The organism is Nonomuraea deserti (assembly GCF_004348685.1).
GTDB classification, from domain to species: Bacteria; Actinomycetota; Actinomycetes; order Streptosporangiales; family Streptosporangiaceae; genus Nonomuraea; species Nonomuraea deserti.
Genome location: NZ_SMKO01000076.1, coordinates 15,713 through 42,018, shown reverse-complemented (window position 1 = coordinate 42,018; position 26,306 = coordinate 15,713). Strand labels below are relative to the sequence as shown.

Below are 26,306 nucleotides of genomic sequence, written 5' to 3'. Positions count from 1 at the left end.
GGCCGGGTACGCCGAACAGGCCCCAGGCAGCTTCAGGCTGCTCAACGACCCGATCAGCGAGGAACGGTGGGGCGTCGGCCTCAAGGAGGGCGAGATCGCCAGCTGCCAGGCCGTCGACCGGGTGATCGCCCAGATGTGGCGGGACGGCACGGCCGCCCGGCTGCTGCGGAAGTGGTTCGGCAGGACAGGGCTTGAGCTGCCCACGTCCCAGCCGCCGTCCATGCACTGCTACTGATCCACGGTCCGGCTCGTACGCTCGCCGATCTCCCGGCGGCACGCGGGTATGCCTTTCCGGCACTCCCCCATCACGACCAGGGAGGCGGCGAGCGCAGGCGTGTGTCCGAGCTGACCTCCGGCACCTGTACCTGGATGCCGCCGTCGAGCAGATGCGCGCGCCGGGCTTCCCGGTCACCGACGCCTGTGCCCGGGAGCCGGAATGCGGGGCCGACGAGCTGAGGTGTCACAGGTGCCGAGGTCGATGGATCGGGCGATGGCGTCGTAGCCGTCGCCGGAGTCGTATGCTCCCCGAACGGCGTCGGGGTCGGCGGTGCGCGGATGACCGGACCGGCTCGGATCCGGGCCGACCGGGACCACGAGCGGCCGGCCGAGCCGCAGGATTCGGCTGGGAGCCGGTCAGGGCAGCACCGCGTCCAGCGTCGCGGCGACCCTGGCCACCTGCGGTCCGGCCAGCATCGAATAATGATCGCCGTCCACGAGATGCGCCCGCACCCTGCCACCGGTGAGCTCCTGCCAATCACGGAGCGCCCGCTTCCGGGCGGCGTGGTCCGCGTCGCGCGGCTGGACGAGCTCGACGGCGAGCTCCCTGGGCGCCGGGCGGTAGGCGGCGAGCGCCCTGACATGCGCGCGGTAGCGTGCGAAGAGAGCGCGCAGGTAGGCGTGGGACACGGTCTCGGGGAGCCGGCCTGAGGCACGTGCCGCGGCGAAGACCCGTTCGACGCCCTGCTCCATCGTCACCCCGGCCAGATCCGCGAGGTCGAGCCGGTCGGGAATGTCGAACATCCGGCGGATCTCGTCCGCGAACTGGCCCAGGGAGTCGTTCTCCGGAACTTCGGGGACGCGCAGGTGTCCGTCCAGCACGACCACGCGATCCACGTGACGGCCGTGCTCGAGCAGCAGACCTGCGAGTTCGTACGCGACCGCGCCGCCGAACGACCACCCGCCGACGATGCTGGGGCTCCCCTCGGGCAGGTGCCGGTAGTACTCCTCGGCCAGGGCGGGCACGGTCTGCTCGGGCAGGAGGTCCAGCGCCGGTGCTTGGAAGGCGTGGACGGCACGGCCTTCGGCGAGCTCCGCCGCCAGCGCCCGGTAGTGCGACACCTCACCCCCGGCTGGGTGAACGAGATACAGAGGGGTCCTTCCCGAGCCTGAACGCAGGCGGACGAGGTCGTCCTCGCGCCGCTCCGCGCCACCTCGGACTGCGGCGGCCAGCCGCGCGACGGTGGACGCGCGGGCGTCGTCGTCGAACAGGATTCCCAGCGGCAGTGACACCCCGAATTCCTTGTGGATCCTCGCCATCAGCCGCACCGCCAGCATCGAATGGCCGCCGAGGTCGAAGAAGTCGGCGTGAGTTCCGAAACCGGTCCGTTGGAGCAACTGCTCGAAGATCTCCATCATCCGGCTTTCGGCGCGATCCGCCGGTTCGCCATCGGCCGGGCGGTTGCTCAGGACCGTCTCGGGTGCCGGCTCCCCCAGCGCCCGCGTGTCGATCTTGCCGTTGGCCGTCAACGGGAATTCCGCGACCCAGGTCACGGCCTCAGGAACCATGGCTTCCGGGAGACGGCGCGCCACGAACGACAGGACGTCGGCCGCCGAGGGCTCGGCCGCCGCGCCGGAGCCGGGAATGGCGAAGACGACGACACGGACGTCCTCCTCCGAGGGCAGCGGAACGACGACCGCATCCCGCACGGACGGATGGTCGAGCACGACATGCCGGATCTCCTCGGGATCGACCCGGGTACCGCGTACCTTCACTTGGTCATCGATCCTGCCGAGGAACCTCAGCCCGCCGCCGGGCACGTGGCAGGCCAGATCCCCGGTGCGGTACATCCGGGCGCCCGGCTCCGGCGAGAAGGGATCGGGAACGAACCGGACGGCGGTCTCGGCAGGGGCGGCGGCGTATCCGCGCGCGAGACCCGCACCGGCGACATGGAGCTCGCCCGGGATCCCGACGCCGCAGGGACGCATCCTCCCGTCCAGCACGTAGACACGGGTGTTGGCGATCGGACGCCCGATCGGCACCGCGCCCGGCTCCCGCGCGGAGGCTTCGTGCACGCAGCACCCGACCACCGTCTCCGTCGGGCCGTACTCGTTGAACACCCTGGCCGTGCTCAACGGTGCGATCAGGTCCGAGGTCAGGGCCTCTCCCCCGACCACGAAGGTCCGTGGGCCCGCCGGCACCGCCAGCGGCTCCCGGTTGAGGATGCGCAAGTGCGACGGGGTGAGCTTGATCAGTTCAAGATCGGGATGCGCGTTCAGCGCGCGCGGCAGGGCACGGGGGTCCGCGTGGTCGACCAGGCGGACCGCGTGTCCCGCGACGAGCGGGGTCAGCAGGCTGGTGACGGTCAGGTCGAACGCGATCGACGAGTGCACGACCGACCCACCCGGCGCGGCCGGCTCGTCCGCAGGATGGCGCATGTACCTGCTGGCGCTCCACAGCACGTAGTTGGCCAGCGCCCCATGCGAGATCATCACGCCCTTCGGCCGGCCTGTGGAACCGGACGTGTACATCACATACGCCAGATGCGCCGGCGAGACCGCGCGCTCCACGCTGCGGGACGGGCCCGCCGCCAGGCCGTCGAGATCCACGCCGACATGGGGAAGGCCTGATCCGGCGCCTCCGGCCGGGCCGAGAACGAGGTCACAGCCCGCCTCGGTGACCAGCTGCGAGGCCCTCAGCTCCGGCCAGCGCGGATCGAGGGGCACATATGCCGCGCCGGCCTTCAGCACGGCCAGCAGGGCCACCACGAGAGCGACACCGTGCTCCATCCGGACGCCGATTCTGCTCTCCGGGCCCGCGCCCGCAGCGGCCAGCCGCGCCGCCAGCCGGCCCGCCAGCTCGTCGAGCTCCCGGTACGTCAGCGTACGGCTCCCGTCCGCGACCGCGACCCGTTCCGCGTACCGCCGCGCCCGCGCCGCGATGATCACGTGGACGGGGTCGGCGAGGCCGGTGAAGGGGACGGCGGTCCGGTTGAACGTGTCCACCAGTGCGGCGCGTTCGCGATCACCGAGCAGGTCGATGTCGTCGAGGGTGTCGGCCCGTGGGGCCTGCCGGAGGATGGTCACGAGCCGCTCCGCCAGCAGCCGGGCATAGCCTGCGTGCAGGCGGGCCGTGTCGTACTCCAGCGTGGCGTCGACGCGGCCACCGTCCTCGTCCCACTCCTCCGTCAGAGGGACGGCGACGGTGAGGGTCAGCGCGACCGAACCGGCGGGCGTGTCCGTCAGCTCCATCGCGGGCACCGCCGCAACGCCTCCCTCGGTGAGCTCCTTGATCGAGCCCTCGGCCTCGCCGGCGACCTGATCGAACGACAGGCTCCCGGCGAGCTCGACGCGGACGGCCACCCTACGGTTGCCGCCGGCCAGCCGCAGGCCGATCTCCGGTGTGCGGGTCCCGGTGGACCTGCCCACCATCAGCAGGTACGCGGCCGCGACGACGGAGTACGGTGATACGTGAAGGCGCTGTGCGCAGGCCAGCAGCGCATCAGCGGTCTCTCCGCCGAGCTCCACGGGCATCCGTCCGGTGCCCGCCGGCCCGTCCGGGCAGGGCGGCCACGAAGCCGTTGCCTGTGCCGCCGCTACGCGGGAGCCGGTTGCGTTGTCCATGGACAATGTCGTGTCCCCTCAGTAGTCGAGCACCCCGGTCAGAAAGGGCCGTTGCGGAAGTCGGCCATGCCCCCCATGGCCACGAGCAGCCGCCGCTCCCCGGCGAACCGACCGCGTCCGTGCGCCATCGTGAGGTTGTTCAGCATCAGCACCTCGGCGGTCTGGAGCGGCACGCTGAGCTCCAGCTCTTCATAGACCGCGAGGATCTCCATCATCACGTCGTCAGGGATGCGGCTGCCGTCGCCGTAGGTGCAGGAACGGGGCAGCTCGTCCTCGTCGAAAATCGCCAGGAGGGCCGACCGGATCTCCGGGTCGAGACACGCCGTGTGGAAGTGCTGGGCCTGGTTGAACCACGAGAATTCACCCGACTTCAGCGGGATCACGGCCGGGCGCACGCACGTGGTGCGAAGCCGCTCGCCGTGCCACTCGAAGTCGTAGCCGGCGGCCCGGCAATGCGTGCCGACGACGTCCCTGTCGGTGGAGCGGAACACGTCACGCCAGTGCCTGCCCAGTCCGTTCCCGTAGTTCCGGACGTACCTGATCCCGTGCTCCTCGAACGGTTTGCGCAGGTGCGGGTCCAGCCTGCGATAGACGGCCCTGCTGTCCGCGACGAGCGACTCGCCACCGGTGTCGGCGGGGCGCAGGCAGCCGAACCAGATCAGGGACGGCCCGTGCTGGTCGAAAGCCTGCTCGTTGTGCCACAGCAGGCGCTCGGTGGGTGGGTAGAAGACGGGCGAGTACACCTTCCCGCCGGCGGACGCCCGCGGATGCTCGCCCTCCTCGCCGGACAGGTCGTCCGCGAAGACGAGTGCCGCCTGCTCGAACTGCTCGGGACCCGCCATCTCGAAGCCCCGGAAGAGGACCCCGCCATGACGTTCGAGCTTGTCCATCACCGCCGGCTGGTTCGCCCGTGCCCAGGCCGCGAGGTCATGGCCGGGCTCCGGGGCGTTCAGGACCGCCACCGTGGTGTCGCCGAGGCCGAGGACCGTCGACACCGTGTCACCGGGCCGGTGCTCGTCGTTCTTCATGTCGCATCTCCCTGCGGTCACTCGTGGATCGTCGGCGCCTCTGTGAACGCGCCTGTCGAGAAGAGCTCGCGGCACCGCGCGCGCCTTATCTTGCCGCTGGTCGTCTTGGGCAGGCGGCCGGGCTTGACCAGCAGGACGTCGGAAACGGCGAGGTCGTGTCCGGCGGAGACCTCGCGCCGCACGGCCTTGACGATCTCGGACACGTCGGCGTTCGCGCCCCGGGCGACGCCTCCGGCGATCTCGATGACCACGACCAGCCGTTCGACGTCATCGGCGTCGACGTGGCCGAAGGCCACGCACCGGTGGGCCGCGACCGCGGGATGGCAGCGGGACACCGTCAGCTCGATGTCCTGCGGGTAATGGTTGCGGCCGTCGACGACGATGATGTCCTTGATCCGTCCCGAGACGAACAACATCCCGTCGCGCAGGAAACCCAGATCGCCGGTGCGCAGATACCGCGCACCGGAGCCGACCGTGACGTTGCCGAAGGTCTCCGCGCTCTCCTCGGGCAGTCCCCAGTAGCCCGACGACACGCTGCCGCCCGACACCCAGATCTCGCCGACCGCGTCCTCGCCCTGCTGGATCCCGGTGTCCGGGTCGACGATGCGGACGTCGAGGTCTTCCGCGGGGGCTCCGCACCCGACGATCTCCCCGGTCGTGGGCCCCGCGGCCGCCATGCGGACGGCGCCCTCGGACAACGCCTTGCGATCCACCCTCAGCACGATCGGCTGCCGCAGCCGCTCCCGCAGCCCGCTGACGAACACGGTCGCCTCCGCCAGGCCGTAACACGGCGTCATCGCCGACGGGAGGAATCCGCTGGGGCCGAAGGCATCGTTGAACCGTCGCAGCGTTGTCGCCCTGACCGGTTCCGCACCGTTGAGTGCGACGCGCATGCTGCTCAGATCCAGATCAGCGCGCTGGTCCGGCGTGACCCGCTCGGTGCAGAGGTCGTAGGCGAAGTTCGGCGCGGCGGTCATCACCGCGCCGTACCGGCTGATCGCCTCCAGCCAGGCGACCGGTCGCATGAGGAAGGCCATCGGGGACATCAGGACACAGCTGCCGGCGTTGTACAGCGCCAGCAGGCCCATCGCGAGCCCCATGTCGTGGAACAGCGGCAACCAGCTGGCGATGGTGGGCTCCCGGTGGCCGGGATCGGCGCGACCCAGCAGCCGCGAGGACTCGCCGAGGTTGTGCACGAAGTTCCGGTTGCTGATCATGGCGCCCTTCGGCGCGCTGGTCGAACCCGATGTGTACTGAAGGATCGCCACCCGCTCCGGATCGGCGGCCACCGGCGGGACCGTCCCGCCCGTGAGCGCGGAGGTCTGGAGACACCTGCCGAACGGGAGGTGCCCGGCTTCGGTCAGGTCCGCGGCCACGCTCGCGTCCGTGAGGGTGGCCGCCGGCTCGGCGCTCCGCAGGATCGTGGCGAGCCGCTCGAACTGCCGGCCGCCGCCTCGGCCGGCCATGGACCTGTACGGTGCCGGGACCCCTGTCATCCCTGCCCAGAGGCACCCGAAGAGCGCGGCGAAGAACTCCGGACCGTTGTCATGCACGATCATCACCCGGTCACCCGGCTCGGCCACCTCGGTCAGGGCGGCGGCCACCTCGCTGCTGCGCGTCGCGAGCCGGGCGTAGGTCATCACGTCGTTCTCGGTCCCGGCACGGTCCAGGAAGCGGAAGACGACCCGGTCCGGGATGCTCTCCGCTCGGTGTTGGATCAGTCGGGTCAGATCCTCGTAGGGCTCGTCCGCCGTCATCTCGACGCTCCTTGCGCGTGGTCGGTTCGCGTACTCGGTCGCGCTTGCGGGGCCTCGGTGAGGCCGGCAAGCCGCGCGACGACCGCGGACATCCGCGCGTCGCGGTTCTGGGTGAGCTCGGTCAGCACCGTTCGCCACGCCAGATGCGCCCGCCTGATGGTCGAGGGCCGATACATCGCGGCGCGGTACCGTGTGCCGCACTCGATCCCGCCCGCGCCGCCCGCCATCTCGAACAGCAGGTCGAACTGGACGTAGTCCGTCTTGACCTCCTTGAAGGAGACCTCGACGCCGGCCATGTCGAACTCGCTCACCGGGTCGGCCAGGTACTGGAACATCACGGAGAACAGCGGTCGCCGGTCACCGGTTCTGCTCCCGTCGACCACCGCGGCGACCTGGTCGAAGGGGACGTCCTGGTTCGCGTATGCCGCCAGGCACGTGGTCTGGACGCGGTCGACCACCTCTTGGAGCGAAGGATCGCCGCCGAGGTCCGTACGCAGTGCCAACGTGTTGATCAGCGGCCCGACCATGCTCTGCATCTCGGGTCTGGGCCGGTAGGTCACCGGCGAGCCGACCACCAGGTCGGGTTCTCCCCCGGCTTCGAGCAGCACCACGTACAGGGCGGCCAGCAGGACCACGAACCGGGTGACGCCCAGCTCCTTGGCGAGTTCGTCGATGCGGCCGGTCAGCTGCGGGTCGATGGTGAACCGCTCGTGGCCGGCGTCGACCGACCATTCGTCGGTCACGGTGAAGTCCGCCGGGAGCCCGCCACCCTTCGGCATGTCCTCCAGCGTCGACTTCCAGAAGGTCAGCTGGGTGTCGGAGAGCCCGGCGGCCAGGTACCGCTCGTGCCATTCCGCCGCGTCCGCCGCCTGCGCGCGTACCGGTTCCAGCTCGGCGCGGCGGCCGAGCAGCCTGGCGGCGTAGGCCCGCCGGAACTCCCGCAGCAGGACGTCCAGCGACCAGTAGTCGGCGGCGACGTGGTGGACGTTGATCAGCAACTGGTGCTCGGCGGGCGCCAGGCGGATGAGCGAGACGTGAACAAGCGGTCCGCTTCCCAGGTCGAACCCGCGGTGCGCGTGCTGCCGGGCCAGTTCGGCGGCCTTTCGCGGGCGAGCCACGTCCGGCAGGCCCGTGAGGTCGATCTCGGGCACGGTCAGCTCCGCGTGCTCGCGGACGCGCATCGCCGGCCGGCCCGCGCGGACGCCGACGACCCCGCGCAACACGTCGTGGCGGTCGATCAGGTCCTGCAGGGCGCCGCGGAGTGCCCGGCGGTCCAGCGGGCCACGCAGGGTGGCCACGGAGCAGATCGAGTACAGCGGCGTGCCCGGCCACATGTTCTCCGAGGCCCAGAACTGTCGCTGGGCGGCCAGAAGGGGCAGTTCCGCTCCCGGCGACCGCGCGACCGCGCGCAGCGGGACCGACGCGACGCTCTCGCCGCGCAGTCGTTCGATCTCTTCGGCGGTGGCGGCGATCGTCGGGCAGGCGAAGAAGCGCGCGAGCCCGATCTCGACCCCGAAGGTCTCGTGCACCGTGGCCAGGAACTGCACCGCGGACAACGAATGGCCGCCCAGCGCGAAGAACTCGTCGTGGACGCTGGCGACCGCGGTTCCCAGGACCTCCGACCAGGTTTCGCTCAGGACCCGCTCGACCTCGTTGCGGGCGGCCACCTCCCGTCCGCGGAGCGTGAACTCCGTGCCGCGCGCCGAGGCCAGGGCCCTGCGGTCGACCTTGCCGCTGGCGAGCTGCGGCAGGGCCGGCAGCGCGACGAACCGCTCGGGCAGCATGTAGAGCGGCAGTGCCGCGCGGAGCCGCCGGTACCAGTCGCGGCGTTGCTCCTCGCCGCCGTCCTCGGCCAGGACGACGTGAGCGGTCAACCGGGAGGAGCCGGATGCGACGGTGACCGCCGCGTCGCGTACGCCGCTCAGGCCCCGCAACCGGGCCTCGACCTCGGCTGTGTCGAGCCGGTTACCGCGGATCTTCACCTGGTCGTCGGCGCGCCCGAGCAGCTCAACGGTCAAGCCTGTCCCGTGCCGCCGCAACCTGGCCAGGTCCCCGGTGTCGTACATCCGGCCGCCGGGAGCCGCCGACCACGGATTCGGCTTGTACCGGACCGCGGTGGCCGCCGGATCGCCCAGGTAACCACGGGCGACGCCGGTGCCCCCGATGTGCAGCGTGCCGACGGCCCCGACCGGCACGGGACGTCCGTCCTCGTCGAGGACGAACACGTCGACGCCGTCCAACGGCACACCGACCAGGGAGCCGGGCGCGCTGTCCGCCGGGCCGTGGCGGTGCCAGGTGGAGTCGATCGTCGCCTCCGTGAGCCCATAGGAGTTGACGATCAGGGTGTCCGTGCCGACCGACCCGGCCACCTCGGCCAGTTCCCCGCTCTTCATCACGTCGGAGCCGACGACCAGGATCTTCATGAAGTCCATCCGCGCTCCGGCTGCGCTGACGTGCCGGACGAGGCCGCGGAGAACGGCCGGGACGAACTCGGCGATGTCGATCCGGTGGGATCGCATCAACGCGTACAAGCGCTCCGGCCGTAGCAGGGTTTCCCGGGGGCAGATCACGAGCGTGCCGCCCGAGAGCAACGCGCGCGCGAGGTCGCCCACGTAGACGTCGAACGTCGGGTCGGCCAGCTGGAGATGGGTCCGGACGTCCTCCCGCAACCGGTACACCCGCTCCCAGCCCGCGTAGGCGGCGGTCAGGTTGGCGTGTGTCACCATGACGCCGCGCGGTTTCCCCGTCGATCCCGAGGTGTACAGCACGTAGCAGAGGTTCGACGGCGACGATCTCGGTGCCGGATCCTCGCACGGGTGGTTCGTGCCGGCGTCGGACGGCCGGACGACCGTCCTGCCCGAGGCGGCTGCCGGACGGTCGGCGAGAACGACGGAGACCCCCGCGTCGGCCAGCATCTCCTCCAGCCGGGACTCCGGTCCGTCCGGATCGGCCGGGACGAAGGCGGCTCCGGCCTTCATCACGGCGAGGACGCCGACGACCTGCTCGATCGACCGGCCGAGCAGCACCCCGACCCTGTCCTCCGGCCCCACGCCCAGGGCGATCAGATGGTGCGCGAGCCGGTTTGCCCGCCTGTTCAACTCGCCGTACGTCACCGCGCGGTCGCCGCTGACGACCGCGGTCGATTCCGGGGATCCGGCGGCCCGTCGCTCGAACAGCTGGGCGAAGCAGAGATCGCCGGCCGGCTGCGCGGGCTCGCCGCGACGGACGGCCGGTCTTCCGGACTCCGTGAGCAGCGATGTCCTGGCCACGCGCCGGCCGGGATCAGCGAGCACGGCGGACAGGGCGGCCCGGTATCCGTCGACGAAGCCGAGCACGGTGGGCTCGTCGAACAGGTCGGAGTTGTACTCGAGCGAGGCGGACAGTCCCGACCGCGACCCTCGCACGTCCATGAAGAGATCACATTTGACGTACCGGCGCGGTGGCGCGATCACCTCGATGCCGAGGCCGGGCATGGAGGGGGGTTCGGTCTCCCTGTCCAGGTTGAACAGCACGTTCAGCAGCTGGCCCCGTCCGGCGTAGCCCTCGAATCCCGGACGTCCCGACAGCGCCGAGAGCGGGAACGACGCGTGGTCGTGTGCCCGCAGCAGGGTCCGGTGCACGTCCTGGAGCAGGTCGGCGACGGTGGACCTGGAGGTGGTGCGGGAGCGGATCGGCACCACGTTGACGCAGTTGCCGACGACTCGATCCCCACCGGGATGGCTGCGCAGCGCGACCGGGACACCGATGGCGATGTCGGCGGTCCTGTCCAGCCGGTGGAGGGAGAGCGCGAAGGCGGAGAGCAGGAGCACGAACGGCGTGGTGCCGTACCGGACGGCCGCGTCGCGGACCATCCGCTCCTCATGGGCCGACAGGGTGAAGGCGACGCTGGCACCGCGGTGTGTGGGCGTGCCCGGCGCGGGCCTGTCGCATGGCAGCCGCACAACCGGGATGCCGTCCTCGAACTGGTCGGCCCAGTACTGCTCGTCGCCGGCACGGCGCGCGCGGTCACCGGCCGCGGCGGCGAGGGCCTTGACGTGGTCGCGGTACCGGGGCGCCGGCGGCAGGACGGCGCTCCGGCCGCCGACCTTGGCCGAGTAGAGCTGGGCGAGCTCGGAGAGGACGATGTCGAACGACCACCCGTCGACGACGCTGTGGTGCGCGCTGAGCACCAGGTGGTGTTCCTCGGCGGCCGTCCGGACGAGGGAGAGGCGCAGCAGCGGGCCCCGCGTCAGGTCGAACGGCCGCTCGGCCTCGCCTTCCAGCCACCCGGCGAGCGCATCCGCACCACTGGCGCCGTCCGGCCCGGCCCGGCCGCCCGCACTGCCGTCCGGCCCGGCCCGGTCGCCCGCGCCGCCGTCCGGCTCGGCGAGATCGACGACGTCGACGCTGAATCTGTCCGCGGGGAGCGGGACCTGTCCCGATCCGTCCGGCCGCAGGACGCTGCGCAGGCCCTCATGCCTGGCGACGATCTCCCGGAGGGATTCGACGAGCGCGGGCTGCTGGAGCTCGCCACGCAGCCGCACCGTGACGATCTCGGTGTAGGCGAGCGAGTGCTCGTCGCCCAGCCTGTCGAGGAACCACACCTCCCGCTGCACCTCCGACAGCGGGTACGCGGCCGCCTCCGGGTCCGGGGAATCGGCCCAGAAGCCACCGCTCCGCATGGCGTGCACGGCGCGCTCCGCCGCTTCGACGATGCGGTCCAGGTCCGCGTCGCTGTGCGCGGTGGACAGGAAGCAGTTGCGGCCCTCCCAGACGTAGATCCCGTTCTCGACCAGGTGCAGGTGGAACACCTCCGTGGTTTCCGACCACGACGGCGGCTCGCCCTCGACACGGAACCGGAACAGCGATCCGAACCCGACCGCCTTGATCGGCACCCGTGCGGCCGTGAAGACGGCGTTCAGCCGATCCAGCAACGCCGCGGTCCGGTCGTTCAGCCGCTGCTGAAGGGCCGGCCCCTCGGCACGCATACGTTTCAGCACGGCCAGACCGGCGGCCAGCGAGAGTGGATGCTTGCAGAACGTCCCGCTGAAGAACGCACGCTCGGCGGGACGGTGGCCGGGGCCGTCGAAGTTCCAGCGGCCCCCGTCCACCGCGTCCAGATACCTGGCGTCGCCCGCCACCACGCCGATCGGGAGCCCGCCTCCCACCACCTTGCCGTAGATCGCCATGTCGGCCCGCACCCCGAGGAGCGCCTGCGCCCCGCCGGGATGCATGCGGAAGCCCGTGATCACCTCGTCGAGGAGCAACGGCGTGCCGGACTCGGTGAGCAGCTCGCGTACCTCGGAGAGGAAGCCCGTCGGCACGAGATCGGGGCGGCGGCTCTGCACCGGTTCGACGAGAACCGCGGCGAGCTCGTGCCGGTGCCGCCGGAGCTCGTCCAGGGCGGCCGGCGTCCCGTAGGGCAGGACCAGGGTCGCGTCGCTGACGGCGTCGAGCACTCCCCGCGTCACCGTGGTGGTCGCGCCGATGCCGCCGGCGCCTCCCTCCACCAGGATCGGGTCGGCGGATCCGTGGTAGGACCCGGCGAACAGGGCGATGCGGCTCCGCCCCGTGACCGCGCGGGCCAGGCGGAGCGCGACCATCACCGCCTCCGAGCCGGTGTTGCAGAGCACCGCCCGTTCGCTGCCGGTCATGTCGCAGACCAGTTCGGTCAGCTCCGCGGCGTCGGAGGGTTGCGGGCCGAGTTGCATGCCCTCGGCCAGGCGCTGCTTGATCGCGGTGGCGATGAACTCCTCGCCGTGCCCGAAGAAGTTGACCCCGAACCCCATGGTGAGGTCGACGTACTCGTTGCCGTCCACGTCTTGGACCCGCGAGCCGGCCGAGCGGGAGACGACGAGCGGGTAGCGGGACTGGCGGAGGGACTCCGGGACGCTCATCGCGTGCCTGATGTCGGCGTGCGTCCGGCGTTCGCGCACCGCGTGCTCGCGTGACCGGGCGGTGCGTCTCGCGTGGCGCGCGACCAGGTCCTCGACGTGCCGCCGCTGCTCCGGAGTGAGCCTGGTCGGCGGCTCCGCCGGCGCGGCGTCGGGCGTCGGGGACGCCGTTGCCGCGAGGGGCGCCGGCGTCCCCGGTGCCGCGCTGCTTCCCGTGCCGGCATAGTGGAGCGGTTCGCCGCCGCCGTCGCTCACGGCATCGGATCCCAGCAGGTCGAGGACGCGGTTCATGACGCCCTGGTGCACCCGCAGCAGTTCGGTCAACGTGGCGTTCGCCCCCGCTGCCGGGCCGGGCCCGGCCACCGCCCCGGCTGGATCGTCCGGGCCGGGCGGTTGCGGCGCCGGTGGGGCGGTCCGGACGATGTGGTCGGCCAGCAGGCGTGGCGTGTTGGTGTTCTCGTAGAGCTGGCTGATCGGCAGCTCGACGTCGAACCGGCTGCGGACCGCCTGCAGCGCCCGGATGAGCAGGATCGAATCGGCGCCCAGTTCCAGGAACGCGCGATCGGGGTCGATCTCCCCGCTAGTGGTGTCCAGCATCTCCGCCACCAGCGCGCGGACCTGGTCCAGCACGGAGGAGGCGGGCGCCGGGACGGAGCTGACCCGCTCCGGCGCGGCCTGCGGCGAGAGGGCTGCGGCCGGGAGAGGCAGCCAGTGCCGCGTCCTCCTGAACGGATAGGTGGGCAGGCTGATCGGCGCCCCGGAGCGATGGCGGTGGAAGCCCGCCCAGTCAACCGGATGCCCCGCGAGCGCCAGCCCCGTGAGCGCGTCCAGCAGGCCCTCCTGCTCCGGCTGATCCCGTCGCCAGGACGGAACGACGTCCGCTTCCGGCAGTTGCTCCGCCAGGACGGCCACCAGCGCCGCCCGGGCGCCGATCTCCAGCACGTGCCGCACTCCCATCGCCGCGAGGCGGTCCGCCACCGACGAGAACCGGACGGGCGCGTGCACGTGCCGCTGCCAGTACCGTGCGTCCGGCCACGAGTCGTGCTCGAACACCCGGCCGTCCAGATCGGCGACCAAAGGGATGCGGCCCCGGTGGTGGACGATCCCGGCGGACGTCTCGCCGAGCGGGCCGGCGACCTCGCGCATCCAGCGTGAGTGGAACGCGTGGGACACCGTCAGGGGCCTGGTCCTGATGCCGAGCCCGGACAGCCGGGCGGCCACGACGTCGACGGCGCGCCGGCTCCCGGAGACGACGGTGTTGGTCGGGGAGTTCACTGCCGCGATGTCCACCTCGCTGCCGTCGACGGCGGCACGGACCGCGTCCTCCGGCGCCAGGGCCACGAGCATCGCGCCGGGAGGCCGGGCCTGCATGAGCTCGGCCCGGCGGAGTACCAGCGAGAGGGCGTCGGGAAGGTCGAGGACGCCGGCCACGCATGCCGCGACGATCTGCCCGATGCTGTGCCCGGTCACCACGTCGGGCTCGATCCCCCAGGACTGCCACAACCGTGCGAGCGCGTACCCGGTGGCGAAGATCGCCGGTTGTGCGTACAGCGTCTGGTGGATGGTTCCTTCGGCCGGGTCGCCGAACATGACGTCGAGGAGCGGGCGCGGCAGGCGTGACGCGCTGATCGCGGCGCACTCGTCGAGTGCCCGGCGGTAAACCGGCTCCTGGGCGTACAGCGCGTGCCCCATGCCGGAGTACTGGGTTCCCTGGCCGCTGAAGGCGAACGCGAGCGGCCCCGGTTCGCCGGTCGTGGCGAGCGTCGTCCCTGGCGGCACATCCCCTTCCGACAGCCGCCGGGCCTGCGCGCCGAGGTGCGAGGCGTCGCCCGCCTGGAGGACGGCTCGGCGCGGGAAGCCTTCGCGGCCGGTGTTCGCGGTGAAGCACAGGTCGTCGACCCGGATGCCGGGACGGCGGTCGATGTGGTCGGCGTAGCGCCCTGCCAGCGCCGCCAGATCTGCCTCGTCGCGAGCGCTGAGCACCATGAGGTGGTGCGCGTGGGACGGTTCCGGCCGGGAGGCGTGACCGTCCCGCGTCGCTGCGGCGTCGGCCACGACGACGTGGGCGTTCGTGCCACCGAAGCCGAAGGAGCTCACCCCGGCGACCCGGGGGCGGGAGGAGGCGGGCCACTCCTGCGCGGTCGTGGGGACGTGGAGCCAGTCCGGGAGCGCGAGGCGTGGATTCAGCGTGGACAGGTTGAGGTGTGGGGCGATCCTGTCGTGTTCGAGCATGAGCACGACTTTGATCAACCCGGCTATGCCGGCCGCGGCCTCGGCGTGCCCGATGTTCGTCTTCACGGAGCCGATGCGGCAAGGGTCGGCCGCTTCCCTGCCCTCACCGAGGACGGAGCTCAGCGCCCGTACCTCGATCGGGTCGCCGAGTGGCGTGCCGGTGCCGTGCGCCTCGACATAGCCCACCATGCCGGGCCGGACACCCGCGCTCTCGTACGCCGCGCGCAGGACGGCCTCCTGCGCCAGCCCGTTCGGCGCGGTGAGCCCGTTGCTGTGGCCGTCCTGGTTCACCGCGGAGCCCAGCAGGACGGCCAGCACGCGATCACCGTCGGCCAGCGCGGCGCTCAGCGGTTTCAGCGCCACGAGCCCGCACCCTTCCGCTCTGACGTACCCGTCGGCGTTCGCGTCGAAGGTGCGGCACCGGCCGCCGGGCGACAGCATCCCGGCGCCGTCGAGGATCTCGGTCACGTGGCCGGTCAGGATCACGTTGACGCCCCCGGCCAGAGCCATGGTGGCCTCGCCGGCGCGCAGGGCCTGGCACGCCTGGTGGACGGCGACGAGCGAGGACGAGCACGCAGTGTCGACCGTCACGCTCGGGCCGCGGAGATCGAAGACATAGGAGATCCGGTTGGCCGCGATGCTGGCAGCCTGACCGGTGCCGGAATAGGCGTCTGATCCGGCCGGTGTGGCCGTCCCCAGCCGGTGGTAGTCCACGTCGCTCACGCCGACGAACACGCCCGTGGTGCTTCCCCTCACCCGAGACGGGACGATGGCGGCGTTCTCGAGCGTCTCCCACGCGGTCTCCAGCAGGAGCCTCTGCTGGGGATCCATGTGTGCCGCCTCCCCGGCCGAGATGCCGAAGAAGTCCGCGTCGAACCGGTCCACGTCGGGCACGCGGCCGCGCGGACCGGGGGCCGCCTCGCCGGGGATCGGGTCATGCCGGCGCGTCGTGACCGCGTCCGCTCCGGACTGGAGCACGGACCAGAACGCCTCCGGCCCTCGCGCACCGGGAAACCGGCAGCCCATACCGATCACCGCGATCGGCGTGTCCTCGGGGCCCGGGGCCTGCCGCCGCGCGGGGGGCGCCGGCCGGCCGCCCAGGTGCCGGCTCAGCGCGGCCACCGTGGGGTGGTCGAACAGCAGGCTCGGTGTGACGTCGCGACCCAGCCACGCCTGGAGGTCGCCCGCCACGACGACGGCGTCCCGTGAGGAGAGGCCCAGGTCGGCGAACGCGTCGTTCAGGCGGACCTCCTCACCGGCCGGTAGGTGCCGGGAAAGCCGCTCCACCAGCCACGCTTCTATCTCCCTCGCCGTCGGGCCGGCGACGTCGCCGGGACGGTCGTCAGGTAGCTGGACGATCGGGATCACCCCCTCGTGATACGGATTGCCGATTGCCGAGGTCCGAGAGCTCCGGCCGGCTCAGGGCAGCCGGAGTGAAGAGGCCCGCGAGTACGGTGGCCAAGCAGGTCGCCGACGCGGCGAGAGCGACCGGCGGGACGCCGTATCGGTCGGCGGCCGCTGTCAGCACCACGACGCCGACGGGGCCCGCCGCGTTGTGCACCGTCCAGAACGCCGACGTGACCCGGCCGAGCAGCGGACCCGGCGTCAGCTCCTGCCGGAGCGACATCGAGCACACGCCCCCGACGGTGAGGCCGAACATGAACGTCACCGCCGCGATGGCCGTCGCCACCGCCGATCCCGTCGCGGCCAGGGCGGCGAGGGCGGCTCCCAACAGCGCGGCCGAGCCCAGCCAGCAAGCGCCGAACCCGAACCGGCGGCGCAGAGGGGAGGCGAGCATCGCCCCGGCGATCGATCCCGCCATCGCCACCCCCAGTACCGTTCCGACGGTGGAATCGCCGTGGTGGAGCTCGTCGCGGAGACGGAAGATCAGCAGGTCGGTCGCGGCGAGCGTGACGAACGTCAGCACGGTCAGCAGGATCGTCAGCGAACGCAGCACCGGATGCCGCCACAGGAACCGGAACCCGACCGTGAACATCTTCCGGACGTCGCCGGCGCCCTCGTCGCCGCCGGTGCCTGGCCTGGCCAGCCGGATGAGCAACAGGCTCACCGCCGACAGCGCGAACGACAGCCCGTCCAGACCCACCGCCCAAGCCGGCCCGACGGCACCGGAAAGGGCCCCGGCCAGGACCGGGCCGGCGACCGAGGCGATCGCGTAGGTGGTCTGGAGCCGGCCGTTGGCGTCCGTCAGCCGGGATTCTGGCACCAGTCCGGGGATCGCGGCTATGTAGGCGACCTGGAACACCATGGTCAGTGCCGCCACCGCGGCGGCGACGGCGTAGAGCAGCCACAGCGGTTGCGTGAACGTCCAGACGAGGGGGACGGCGAGGTGCAGGGCGGCTCGGCCCCAGTCGCACCAGAGCATGACCATCCGCCGGTCACAACGATCGACGAGCGGCCCGGCGACCAGGCCGGCGGCGATATTGACCACCGTGGCCACCGCGGTGATCAGTCCCATCTGCGCGACGGATCCGGTCACGGCGAGGATCAGCAGCGGGAAGGCCAGCGTGGAGACGGAACTGCCCAGGACGGACAGGGTCTGGCCGGCCCAGAACACGTTGAAGTCGCGCGACGACCGCTCCACGGCGACCCTCACCGGCCCGGCCCCGCGGGTTGTCCGCGGGACGAGCCCGGCCGGGACGGCCCGAGGATCACAGGCAGGGCGGGCAGCGCCCTGGCGAGTCCCGGCAGCCATCGCGGAGGGCGCTCCGGATGGGCGAGGGCCAGCTCCGGATACCTGTCGAGGACTGCGCCGATGGCGACCTCGCCCTCCAACCGGGCCAACGCGGCGCCGAGGCAGTAATGCAGGCCGTGGCCGAAGCCGAGATGGGGATTGTCGAGGCGGTCGAAGCTAACCTGGTGCGGATCCGGGAACACCCGGGGATCGTGGTTCGCCGTCCTGTACAGGCAGAGCACCGGTTGCCCGGCCGGGATATCCACGCCGCCGACGCGTACCGGCTCCAGGGTGTACCGGAACATCGCCAGATCGGCCGGACCGCGGTAGCGGATGAACTCCTCGATCGCGGCGGGCAGACATTCCGGGTCGGCGCGGAGGCGGCCCATGAGCCGGGAATCGGTGAGCAACAGCAGCAATCCCCCGGAGATCAGGCTGACCGTCGTCTGGTGGCCGGCGATCAGCACGGCGATGATCAGCGACAGCAGCTCCTCGTCGGTGATGGTGTCCTCGCCGTCGTCCTGTGCCGTGATCAGTGCGGAGAGCAGGTCGTCGGCTCCGCCGCCGCGCCGTCTCTCGGCGATCAGCTCACCGACGTAGCCGATCAGGGCGCGAGCGCTCGCCGCGATGGTCCTGCGGTCCGCGGCGTTCATGCCCTCGACCCAGCGCCGCCATCGGCTCTGGTCGGCGGCGGGCACGCCGAGGAGTTCGCAGATGGTCATGATCGGCAACGGCAGGGCGAGCGCACCCACCAGGTCGATCTCGCCCTCCACGCCGTCGATGCCTCTCAGCAGGCCGTCCGTGATCTGCTCGATCCGCGGACGGAGCCACTGGACTCGCCGGGAGCTGAAAGTCTTGGAGGTCAGCCTGCGGATCCGGCTGTGGGCCGGCGGGTCGGTGCAGCCGGGACCGTTGAGCAGGAACGGCTGGATCTCGGCCGGGAATCCCGCCGCGGACGCGGGATCCAGCACCGACTGGTTCCGGCCGTCGTTGCTGAAGCGCGGGTCGGCGAGAACCTGACGGACCTCGTCATAGCCGGTCACCAGGTAGATCGGCGTGCCGTCGAGGTACCGGGCCGGCCGCACCGGGGATCCGCCCACGAGCCGGTCGAACATCGCGTCCCGGTCGTCGGCGAAGAAGACCTCGGCGAGTTCGACCTCGGCTGCGGTCGGTGCGCCTGGCCGGTTCATATCTGCTTGTCGGGACGGTAGGCCAGTTCATCCAGCAGACCGAGGTAGTCCTGCCGTAGGCGCTCCGCGGTGTCGGCCGAGAACAGGCCGAGGTCATATTCCAGGAAGCCCCGCACCCTGTCGCCGTCGTCGCGCAGCATCAGCGCCAGGTCGAAGCGGCTGCTGTCGATGAGCTGCAACGGCAGCGGCGCCATCCGGATCCCCGGCAGCTCTCTCGAGCTCTCCGCGGTGTTGTCCAGCCCGAACTTGACCTGGAACAGCGGGCTCGGATTGCGGCTGCGGCGCGGGTTGAGCGCCTTCACCGTCTCCTCGAACGGGAAGTCCTGGTACGCGTACGCGTCCATGGTCACCTTCCTGATCCGGCCGAGCAGTTCCCGCCAGGTCGGCCGCCCGCTCAGGTCGGTCCGCACCACGATCTGGTTGACGAAGAACCCGATCATCGCCTCCAGCCCTCGCTCGGACCGGCCGGCGACGTCCGAGCCGACCGCGACGGACGGATGCTGCGACCTGCGCGCTATCGCGACCTTGACCGCGGCGAGCAGAGCCATGTAGAGAGTGCACTCCTCGTCTTTGCACAGCAGCCGCAACTTCTGGACGGTCATGTCCGGGATTTCGACCGGCAGGCGCCGGCCGGGGCGGTCGGGCGCGCCGCTCGGACGACGGGGCCGATCCGTCGGGATGCCCGGCAGCTCCGTCACGCCTTCCAGCTGGCCGGTCCAGTAGCCCGCCATGGCGTCGAAGTGTCCCGACTCGGCCAGGCGGCGCTGCCAGGCGGCGTAGTCCGCGTACTGGACGGGCAGGTCCGGCAGATCCGGTTCCTCCCCTGCCCGGCGGGCCGCGTAGATCGCCGTCAGTTCGTCCATCAGCACACCGACGGACCATCCGTCCATCGCTATGTGGTGTGTCGTCAGGAGCAGGATGTGCTCGCGGGCGGACATGCGCAGCAGGAGCAGGCGCACGATCGGAGGCTTCGCCAGCTCGAAGGGCAGCTCGTACTGTTGCCGGGCCAGCCTGCGAGCCAGTTCGTCCCGCTCCTCCGGCGGCAGACCGGACAGATCGGCGACCGGGAGCCGGAACGAACGGTGCGGCAGCACGGTCTGGTAGGGCACTCCCTCGTCCGACCGGATGACCGTCCGCAGCACCTCGTGCCGCCGGAGCACGGTGTCCAGCGCGTTCTCCAGCGCGCGCGGATCGAGATCACCGCTGAGAATCACCGGGTTCGGGAAGTTGTACTGGATGCTCTCCGGCTCGAGCCTGCTGAGGAACCACAACCGCTCCTGCGCGAACGAGGTCGGCATGCGCTCGGAACGGGCCACCGGCACCAGGGGCGGCGGCCCGGAAGCCGTGGCCGGGAGCCCGGCCAGCGCGCCGATCAGGTCGGCCTGCTCGCGCACCGTCGAGGCGTTGAACGGCGCCCGTACCGGCACGTCGACCTGGAACTCCTCGCGGAGTCTTGCGACCAGCTGGAAGGTCAGCAGCGAGTGTCCGCCGAGTTCGAAGAAGTCGGCGTCGGTGCGCACGACCTCCCTGGCCAGCAGCTCGCTCCAGATCCGGGCGATGCGCTCCTGGACCGGGGACATCGGCTCGCTGATCACGGCGGACTCTTCGCCGGGCACGCGCACGAGGTGGCGGAGCGTGGCCGTGTCGACTTTCCCGCTCGGCGCGAGCGGCATCTCGTCCACCACGATGAGCTGGGAAGGCCGCAGCCAGGCGGGAAGCTGCTCGGCGAGCCATTGTTCGATCAGCGGCACCCGGCGGACCGCCGAGGCGTACCGGGTGGGGACGTTGGCCCTCGCCCGGCCGCGGACGTTCCTCGGTGGCATCCGGCCCGGTGTGCGAGCCGGCGGTGCCGCATCCTGGACGGATGCGTACCGGTCGGTGATGGTGACGTCGTACGAGCCGTCCCCGTAGTCGTGCGCCCAGCTCAGCTCGACGTCGCAACCGTAGGTGTCACCCAGTTCGAGAAGGTGGTCGGGGTCGACGCCGATGTCCTCTGCCCGGTCGAGTTCGCTCCGGAGCCGGGCGAACGGCGCCTCCGGCGGAGTCCGGCCGAGCAGGCCCAGCAGCCTGTTGTCGCGTTCGAGCCGGGCGTTGGGAACGGCGGCGAAAGCGGCTGCACCCCGTCCGGCCCGCAGCTCCTCCTCCAGCCGGGACACGGTCATCCCGCCGGCGGTCCAGTCGCGCGGGTCCGGGTACGGCGGCGCGGGACGGCCGACCGAGATGATCACGTCGTAGCGGTAGGCGGTCAGCTCGTTGCGGTAGGGCCCGCGCTTGAGCAGCACCCGGACTCCGGTGACGCGGGGCAGCGCCGCCATGAGGTCAGTGAAGAAGGCAGGCGCGAGGCACAGCTCGCCCTCTCGCTGAGACCGCCGGAACGCCTCGGCGACGACGTCGCGGGCCCTGGCGGCGGGCTGGGCCGTGTGCGCCGCGACGGCGGTGTGGAACGTCCTCAACAGCCCGAGATGGCGCACATCGCCGACGAACACGTGACCGCCGGTGTCCGGGATGGCGGCGACGGCGCGTTCCAGCACCCTGCCGAGGTAGTCCGCGGACGGGAAATACTGCACGACCGAGTTGAGGATCACCGTGTCGACGTCGTCGCCCGGCCGGATGCTCTGATCCGCCGGAGCGCACCGGAGCTCGATCACGTCGGCCCCCGGCACCTGGTCGACGCCGATCAGGTGGTCGCGCACGTACCCGACCGCCTCGGACGAGACGTCGCTCCCGACATACCGGGTGCAGGCGGGCGCGATTTCGGCGAGCACCATGCCTGTGCCGCAGCCGATCTCGAGCACCCGGCGCGGTCGCAGCCCTTTGATCCGCTCAGTCGTGCCCGCCAGCCAGGACGCCATCTGGTCGCGCTCGATGGGCCGGCCGTCGAAGCCGCTCGTCCATCCGGCGAGGTTGGCCGCCGGCCTTCCGGCGGGGTCGAGATCGGCGTAGGTGGACCGGTACAGGCTGCGCCACTGCTCCACGTGGGCGGGCTCCAGCACCTCCCCGGCTTCCGCGTCCGGGGAGTGATGGAGCGAGACGAAGCCGACCAGCCGGGCATCCGCCGTGGCGTCGTCCAGCAGCACTGCGGCCTGGCGCACGTCGGGATGACGTTCGAGCGTCGCGGCCGCCTCGCCGGGCTCGACGCGGTGTCCTCTGATCTTCACCTGATCGTCGATCCGGCCCAGATACTCCAACGTCCCGTCGGGACGAAACCGAACGCGATCGCCGGTCCGGTACAACCGGGCCCCCGCCCGTCCTCCGAACGCGTCCGGGACGAAGTTCGCGGCAGTCAACCCCGGCCGGTTCCAGTACCCGTAGGCGAGTCCTTCACCGCCGACGCAGAGCTCGCCCGGCGCCCCGAGCGGTACGGGGGCCAGGTCGTCGTCGACGACGACGAGCGTGGCATTGTCGACGGGCCCGCCGATGGGGATCCTGCCCGCCGAGGTCACGGTGCCGTCGTCGACGTGGAACGCGCAGGCGACCGCGGCCTCGGTGGGACCGTACTCGTTCACGCACCGCAGCCCCGCGGCACGCCAGGAGGCGATCCGGGCGTCGAGGAGGTCCTCGCCGCCGATCACGAGATACCGGGCCCAGGGCGGGAGGTCACCGCCCGCGCGCGGTTCGTCGAGCAGCCGAAGATGGGACGGCGTCAGTTTGACCATGCTGAGGCCGGTGTCGAACTCGGCCGAGGTGCGCAGCGCCTCGGCGGGCGTCTCGGTCTCCTCCAGCACCACGACCCGCTGCCCGGCCAGCAGCGGGGCGAAGACGCTGGTGACCGTCAGGTCGTAACCGACCGACGAGTGCAGCGGCACGCCATCGCCGCCGGCCAGCTCGTACCGCTCCGCGGCCCACAGCAGGTAATTGGCCACGCTTCGGTGGGGAACCACCACGCCTTTCGGCCGTCCGGTCGTGCCGGAGGTGTAGATCACGTAGACGACGTCGCCATCGTCGCCGGCGTCGCCTGCGCCGGCGGGCGGCGCCGTGGCGGAGGAACGCAGCTCGTCCGGGGCCACCACGGGCAGGCCGGCCTGTGCCCGCCGTCCCGGTTCGGCGATCAGCAGCCTGGCACCGCTGTCGGTCAGGACATGCGCGACGCGGGCGGCGGGATCGCCGGGATCGATGGGGAGGTAGGCGGCGTCGGCCTTGAGGATCCCCAGCAGCACGACGACGAGATCGATCGAGCGCGGCAGCGAGACGGCCACCACGTCGCCCCGCCTCACGCCGCGCTCGCGCAGCGCCGCCGCCACGGCGTTCGCGCGCGCGTCGAGCTCGCGGTAGGTGACGAACTGGGCGGGCCAGACGGAGAGGGCGACGGAGTCCGGGCATTCGGCCGCCCGCGCCTCGAACAGCTTGTGGACGCGCATGTCACGCGGCCGTTCCACGACCGGTCCGCGAAGGACCGGAGGACTCGCCGGGCGCGTCAGCGCGCGTACCGTCGTGCCGGGCGCCGCGCCGGCCAGCAGGGCGAGCAGGGAGTCCGCGATCCGCCGCACCGTCGCCGCGTCGAAGAGGTCCGTCGCGTAGACGAGCTGGCAGTCGAGCTCGCCGGCGCGGGTCTCCCAGATGTTCAGGTCCAGGTCGAAGCGTGACCAGTCGAGATCGAGGACGATGGGGGTGATGGTCAGCCCGCGCGCGGCCAGCACCGGTTCCGGCGTGTTGTGAAGGGTGAGGTTGACCTGGTAGATCGGGTTGCGGCTGATGTCGGTCTCGGGACTCAACTGTTGCGCCAGCACGTCGAGCGGCAGGTCCTGGTTGTCGTACGCGTCGAGGCACGTCTCCCGCATGGCGGCGACGAGCTCGGCGAACGTGCGGTCCGGACGGATCCGGCAGCGGAGGGCCACGGAGTTGGCGAAGAAGCCGATCAGCTCCCGCAGCGCGGTATGCGGGCGGTTCGCCACCGGGGTCCCGACGACCACCTCGTTCTGGCCGCTGTAGCGGCTGAGCACGGCGGAGAAGCCGGCGAGCAGGACCATGAAGAGCGTCGCGTCACCGGACGCGGCCAGCCGCGCCAGGCGCTCCCGGACGGCGGCCGGCACGACGAACCGGAGTGAGGCGCCGCGGTTGCTCGGCCGCTCCGCGCGCGGACGGTCGAACGGCAGCGTGACGGCCTCGGGCGCGCCGGACAGTTGGCGGGTCCAGTAGGCCTGTTGGCGCTCGGCCTCCGCGCTGCGCAGCCAGTCCGCCTGCCAGCGGGCGTACTCGCCGTAATCGACGTCCAGGGAGGGCAGCCGGTTCTTCCTGCCCTCGATCTCGGCGTCGTACAGCTCGGTGAGATCGCGGGCAAGGAGGGGGACCGACCATCCGTCGAAGACGGCGTGGTGGAACGTGAGCAACAAGATCGATTCTTCCGGTTCGAGCCGGACGAGCCAGAACCTCACCAGCGGCCCGCTCCCCAGGTCGAAACCGAATTCCTGGGCCGTCCTCGCGAGCCGGTCGGCCTCGGCCGTCCTGGCGTCGGGGCCGAGGCAGGAAAGGTCGATCAGCGGGAGCGGCCGGTCCGTTGCCGGTGCGACGAGCTGGATCACGGTTCCCGCATCGTTGCGGAGCGCTGTCCGCAGGGCCGGATGCCGGTCGAGCAGCCTGTTGAGCGCGCGGCCGAGCGCCGGCTCGTCCAGCGGCCCGGAAAGCCGGCAGCTCATCGGGCTGTTGTACGCGGCGTTGTCCGGGAAGAGCTCCTGCAGGAAGGCGATCCGCCGTTGGGAGAGCGATGCCGGGGCCTCGGCTCCTCCGTCGTCGAGCATCCCGGTGCCCAGCCCGCGGGTCCACATCCGCTGCCGCAGTTCGGCCCGGTCGCCGGGGCTGAGCGCGCGGATCGATGCGGTGAGTTCGCTCATGCTGACCCGCTCCCGCCGTGGCCCGTGATCTCCGAATCCTGCCGGCGGGCCAGGGCTTCGACCGCGTCGACGATGTCGTCGAGCCGGTCCGTCGTGGCCCGCCGCGCCTCGGCGACGCGCTCTGCCAGGCGCGCGACGGTGGGGCGCTCGAACACCGTTCGCACGGGCAACTCGATCCCGAAGCGCTCTCTGATCTCCAGAGCGATCCCGGTCGCGAGCAGCGAATGGCCGCCGAGTGAGAAGAAGTCGTCATGCACGCCGAAGTCACCGATCAGCAGGGCTTCCGACCAGATCCGCCACAGGTCGGCCTCGATCGTCGTGCGGGGCGGGACTCGTTCGCCCGCTGTGGCGCGGGAGCCGGCCTCGATCCCGGGGAACGCGTTCCTGTCGATCTTCCCGCTGCCGGTCAGCGGGAAGGACTCCAGCACGACGATGTGGTTCGGGATCAGGTGGCGGGGCAACCGGGCTCGCAACCCGGCCAGCAGGCCGGCAACGTCCACGGTGTGGCCGGACCTGGGCTCCACGTAGGCGACGAGCCGGAGATCCTCGCCCACCGGGGTGGCCAGGACCACGCAGTCGGCGACGTCGGGCGTGGTGCGGACGGCGCCCTCGATCTCACCGGGCTCGACCCGGTAGCCGCGGATCTTCACCTGCTGGTCGATCCTGCCGAGCACGTCGAGCGCGCCGTCGGGAAGTTCACGCACCAGATCCCCGGTGCGGTAGAGCCGCCCCCCGTGCGTGCCGAAGGGGTCCGGCACGAACCGGTCGGCGGTGAGCGCGGGGTCGCCGAGATAGCCTCGCGCGAGTCCCGTTCCGCCGACCCACAGCTCACCGACCTCGCCCACGGGCACCGGCGACATGTCAGGATCCAGCACGACCAGGGACGTTCCGTTGACGGCGACGCCGACCGGCACCCTGACCGCGTCGTCAGCGAGGGCCGTGACGTCATGGCAGGTCGAGAACGTGGTGTTCTCCGTCGGGCCGTAACCGTTCACCAGGTGCGCCGGCGGGCGTCCCCGCAGCAGGGCACGGGTCCTGACCGGATCCATGGGTTCGCCGACCACGAACAAGTAGCGCAGCTCTGCGAAAACGCCCGCGTCCCTGTCGAACGTCCTGTTGAACAGGCTGGCGGTCAACGACACCAGCGAGGGCCGGTGCTCGCGCAGCGCGGCGATGACCTCCTCCGGCCCGGCAGGCGGATCCGCGGGCAGCACCACGACCTGGGCGCCGTTGCACAGCGCCCCCCACACCTCCAGCGTGGTGATGTCGAACGAGGGGTCACCGAGGTGCAGCTGGACGTCGGCCGGGGTGATGTCGACGAAGTCGGGGGCGACGATCAGCCGCAGGATCGCGCCGTGCGGAACGCCGACCGCCTTGGGGCGCCCGGTGGAGCCGGAGGTGAACATCACCGCGGCCAGGCCTTCGGGATGCGACCCGTGCGTCGGGACTGCCTCCGCGCCGCGTGCGGCGTAGGGGACGACCGGCATCCCGGCCGCCCACCCCGGATCGACCCGGTCGGACACGACGGCCGCCACGCGGGTGTCGGTGACCATCAGGCGCAGCCGTTCGTCCGGATAGGCGGGATCGAGCACGAGGTAGGCGCCCCCCGCCTTGAGCACCGCCAGCATGGCGATGACCAGCGACGCCCCTCGGCGTCCGTGCAGGCCCACCACCGCGTCGCGGCCGACCCCGACCTCGGCCAGCGCGGCCGCGAGCCGGTCGGATTCGGCGTCCAGCCGCGCGTAGGTCCAGACCCGGTCGTGAAAGCGCATCGCGATCGCGTCGGGAGTCCGCGCCGCCCAGTGCCGGAAGAGCCCGTCCACGGATGTGGTGATCGTCTGGTCCGCGTACACCATTCTCCTCCCC

At 71.6% G+C, this 26,306-nt stretch carries 8 protein-coding genes and 1 pseudogene; 1 reads left to right on the top strand and 8 read right to left on the bottom strand.

Translation table 11 applies throughout. The features are described 5' to 3' along the window. Positions 1-235: pseudogene (locus E1292_RS25850) on the top strand (ABC transporter substrate-binding protein); the annotation flags it as partial. A 398-nt stretch (positions 236-633) separates the two neighbouring features. On the opposite strand, the gene E1292_RS25845 reads toward E1292_RS25850, so the two are convergent. Genes E1292_RS25845 through E1292_RS25810 form a run of 8 tightly spaced genes read right to left on the bottom strand, consistent with a single transcriptional unit; the run spans position 634 to position 26,296 of the window. Further along, positions 634-3,840 carry an amino acid adenylation domain-containing protein gene (locus tag E1292_RS25845; protein ID WP_132597801.1) on the bottom strand — a complete coding sequence of 1,069 codons (3,207 nt, stop codon included), beginning with the start codon at positions 3,838-3,840 and terminating at the stop codon, positions 634-636. Between the two features lie 38 nt (positions 3,841-3,878). Further along, positions 3,879-4,868, bottom strand: a complete 990-nt coding sequence (locus E1292_RS25840; protein ID WP_132597800.1) for a TauD/TfdA family dioxygenase — start codon at positions 4,866-4,868, stop codon at positions 3,879-3,881. Positions 4,869-4,885: 17 nt separating this feature from the next. Further along, positions 4,886-6,625 (bottom strand): fatty acyl-AMP ligase, encoded by a 1,740-nt coding sequence (locus E1292_RS25835; RefSeq protein WP_132597799.1) that lies wholly within the window; start codon positions 6,623-6,625, stop codon positions 4,886-4,888. Continuing rightward, positions 6,622-16,098, bottom strand: coding sequence for a non-ribosomal peptide synthetase/type I polyketide synthase (locus tag E1292_RS25830; RefSeq protein ID WP_132597798.1), 9,477 nt, complete (start codon positions 16,096-16,098; stop codon positions 6,622-6,624). The genes E1292_RS25835 and E1292_RS25830 overlap by 4 nt, the downstream gene beginning before the upstream one ends. Next, positions 16,073-17,344 (bottom strand): MFS transporter, encoded by a 1,272-nt coding sequence (locus E1292_RS25825; RefSeq protein WP_220447062.1) that lies wholly within the window; start codon positions 17,342-17,344, stop codon positions 16,073-16,075. The genes E1292_RS25830 and E1292_RS25825 overlap by 26 nt, the downstream gene beginning before the upstream one ends. After that, the gene (locus E1292_RS25820) at positions 17,341-18,612 is read right to left on the bottom strand and encodes a cytochrome P450 family protein (protein WP_132597796.1); all 1,272 of its coding nucleotides are present in this window, start codon (positions 18,610-18,612) and stop codon (positions 17,341-17,343) included. Before E1292_RS25820 ends, E1292_RS25825 begins: the two co-directional genes overlap by 4 nt. Further along, the gene (locus E1292_RS25815; RefSeq protein WP_132597795.1) at positions 18,609-24,440 is read right to left on the bottom strand and encodes a non-ribosomal peptide synthetase; all 5,832 of its coding nucleotides are present in this window, start codon (positions 24,438-24,440) and stop codon (positions 18,609-18,611) included. The genes E1292_RS25820 and E1292_RS25815 overlap by 4 nt, the downstream gene beginning before the upstream one ends. After that, positions 24,437-26,296: a non-ribosomal peptide synthetase gene (locus E1292_RS25810; RefSeq protein ID WP_132597794.1), complete on the bottom strand. Its 1,860-nt coding sequence runs from the start codon at positions 26,294-26,296 to the stop codon at positions 24,437-24,439. The genes E1292_RS25815 and E1292_RS25810 overlap by 4 nt, the downstream gene beginning before the upstream one ends. Positions 26,297-26,306 lie beyond the last annotated feature (10 nt).

Coding starts and splice junctions, on each gene's coding strand:
- E1292_RS25815 (WP_132597795.1), bottom strand. CDS start 24,440: ATGAGCGAACTCACCGCATCGATCCGCGCGCTCAGCCCCGGCGACCGG.
- E1292_RS25835 (WP_132597799.1), bottom strand. CDS start 6,625: ATGACGGCGGACGAGCCCTACGAGGATCTGACCCGACTGATCCAACAC.
- E1292_RS25810 (WP_132597794.1), bottom strand. CDS start 26,296: ATGGTGTACGCGGACCAGACGATCACCACATCCGTGGACGGGCTCTTC.
- E1292_RS25840 (WP_132597800.1), bottom strand. CDS start 4,868: ATGAAGAACGACGAGCACCGGCCCGGTGACACGGTGTCGACGGTCCTC.
- E1292_RS25845 (WP_132597801.1), bottom strand. CDS start 3,840: ATGGACAACGCAACCGGCTCCCGCGTAGCGGCGGCACAGGCAACGGCT.
- E1292_RS25820 (WP_132597796.1), bottom strand. CDS start 18,612: ATGAACCGGCCAGGCGCACCGACCGCAGCCGAGGTCGAACTCGCCGAG.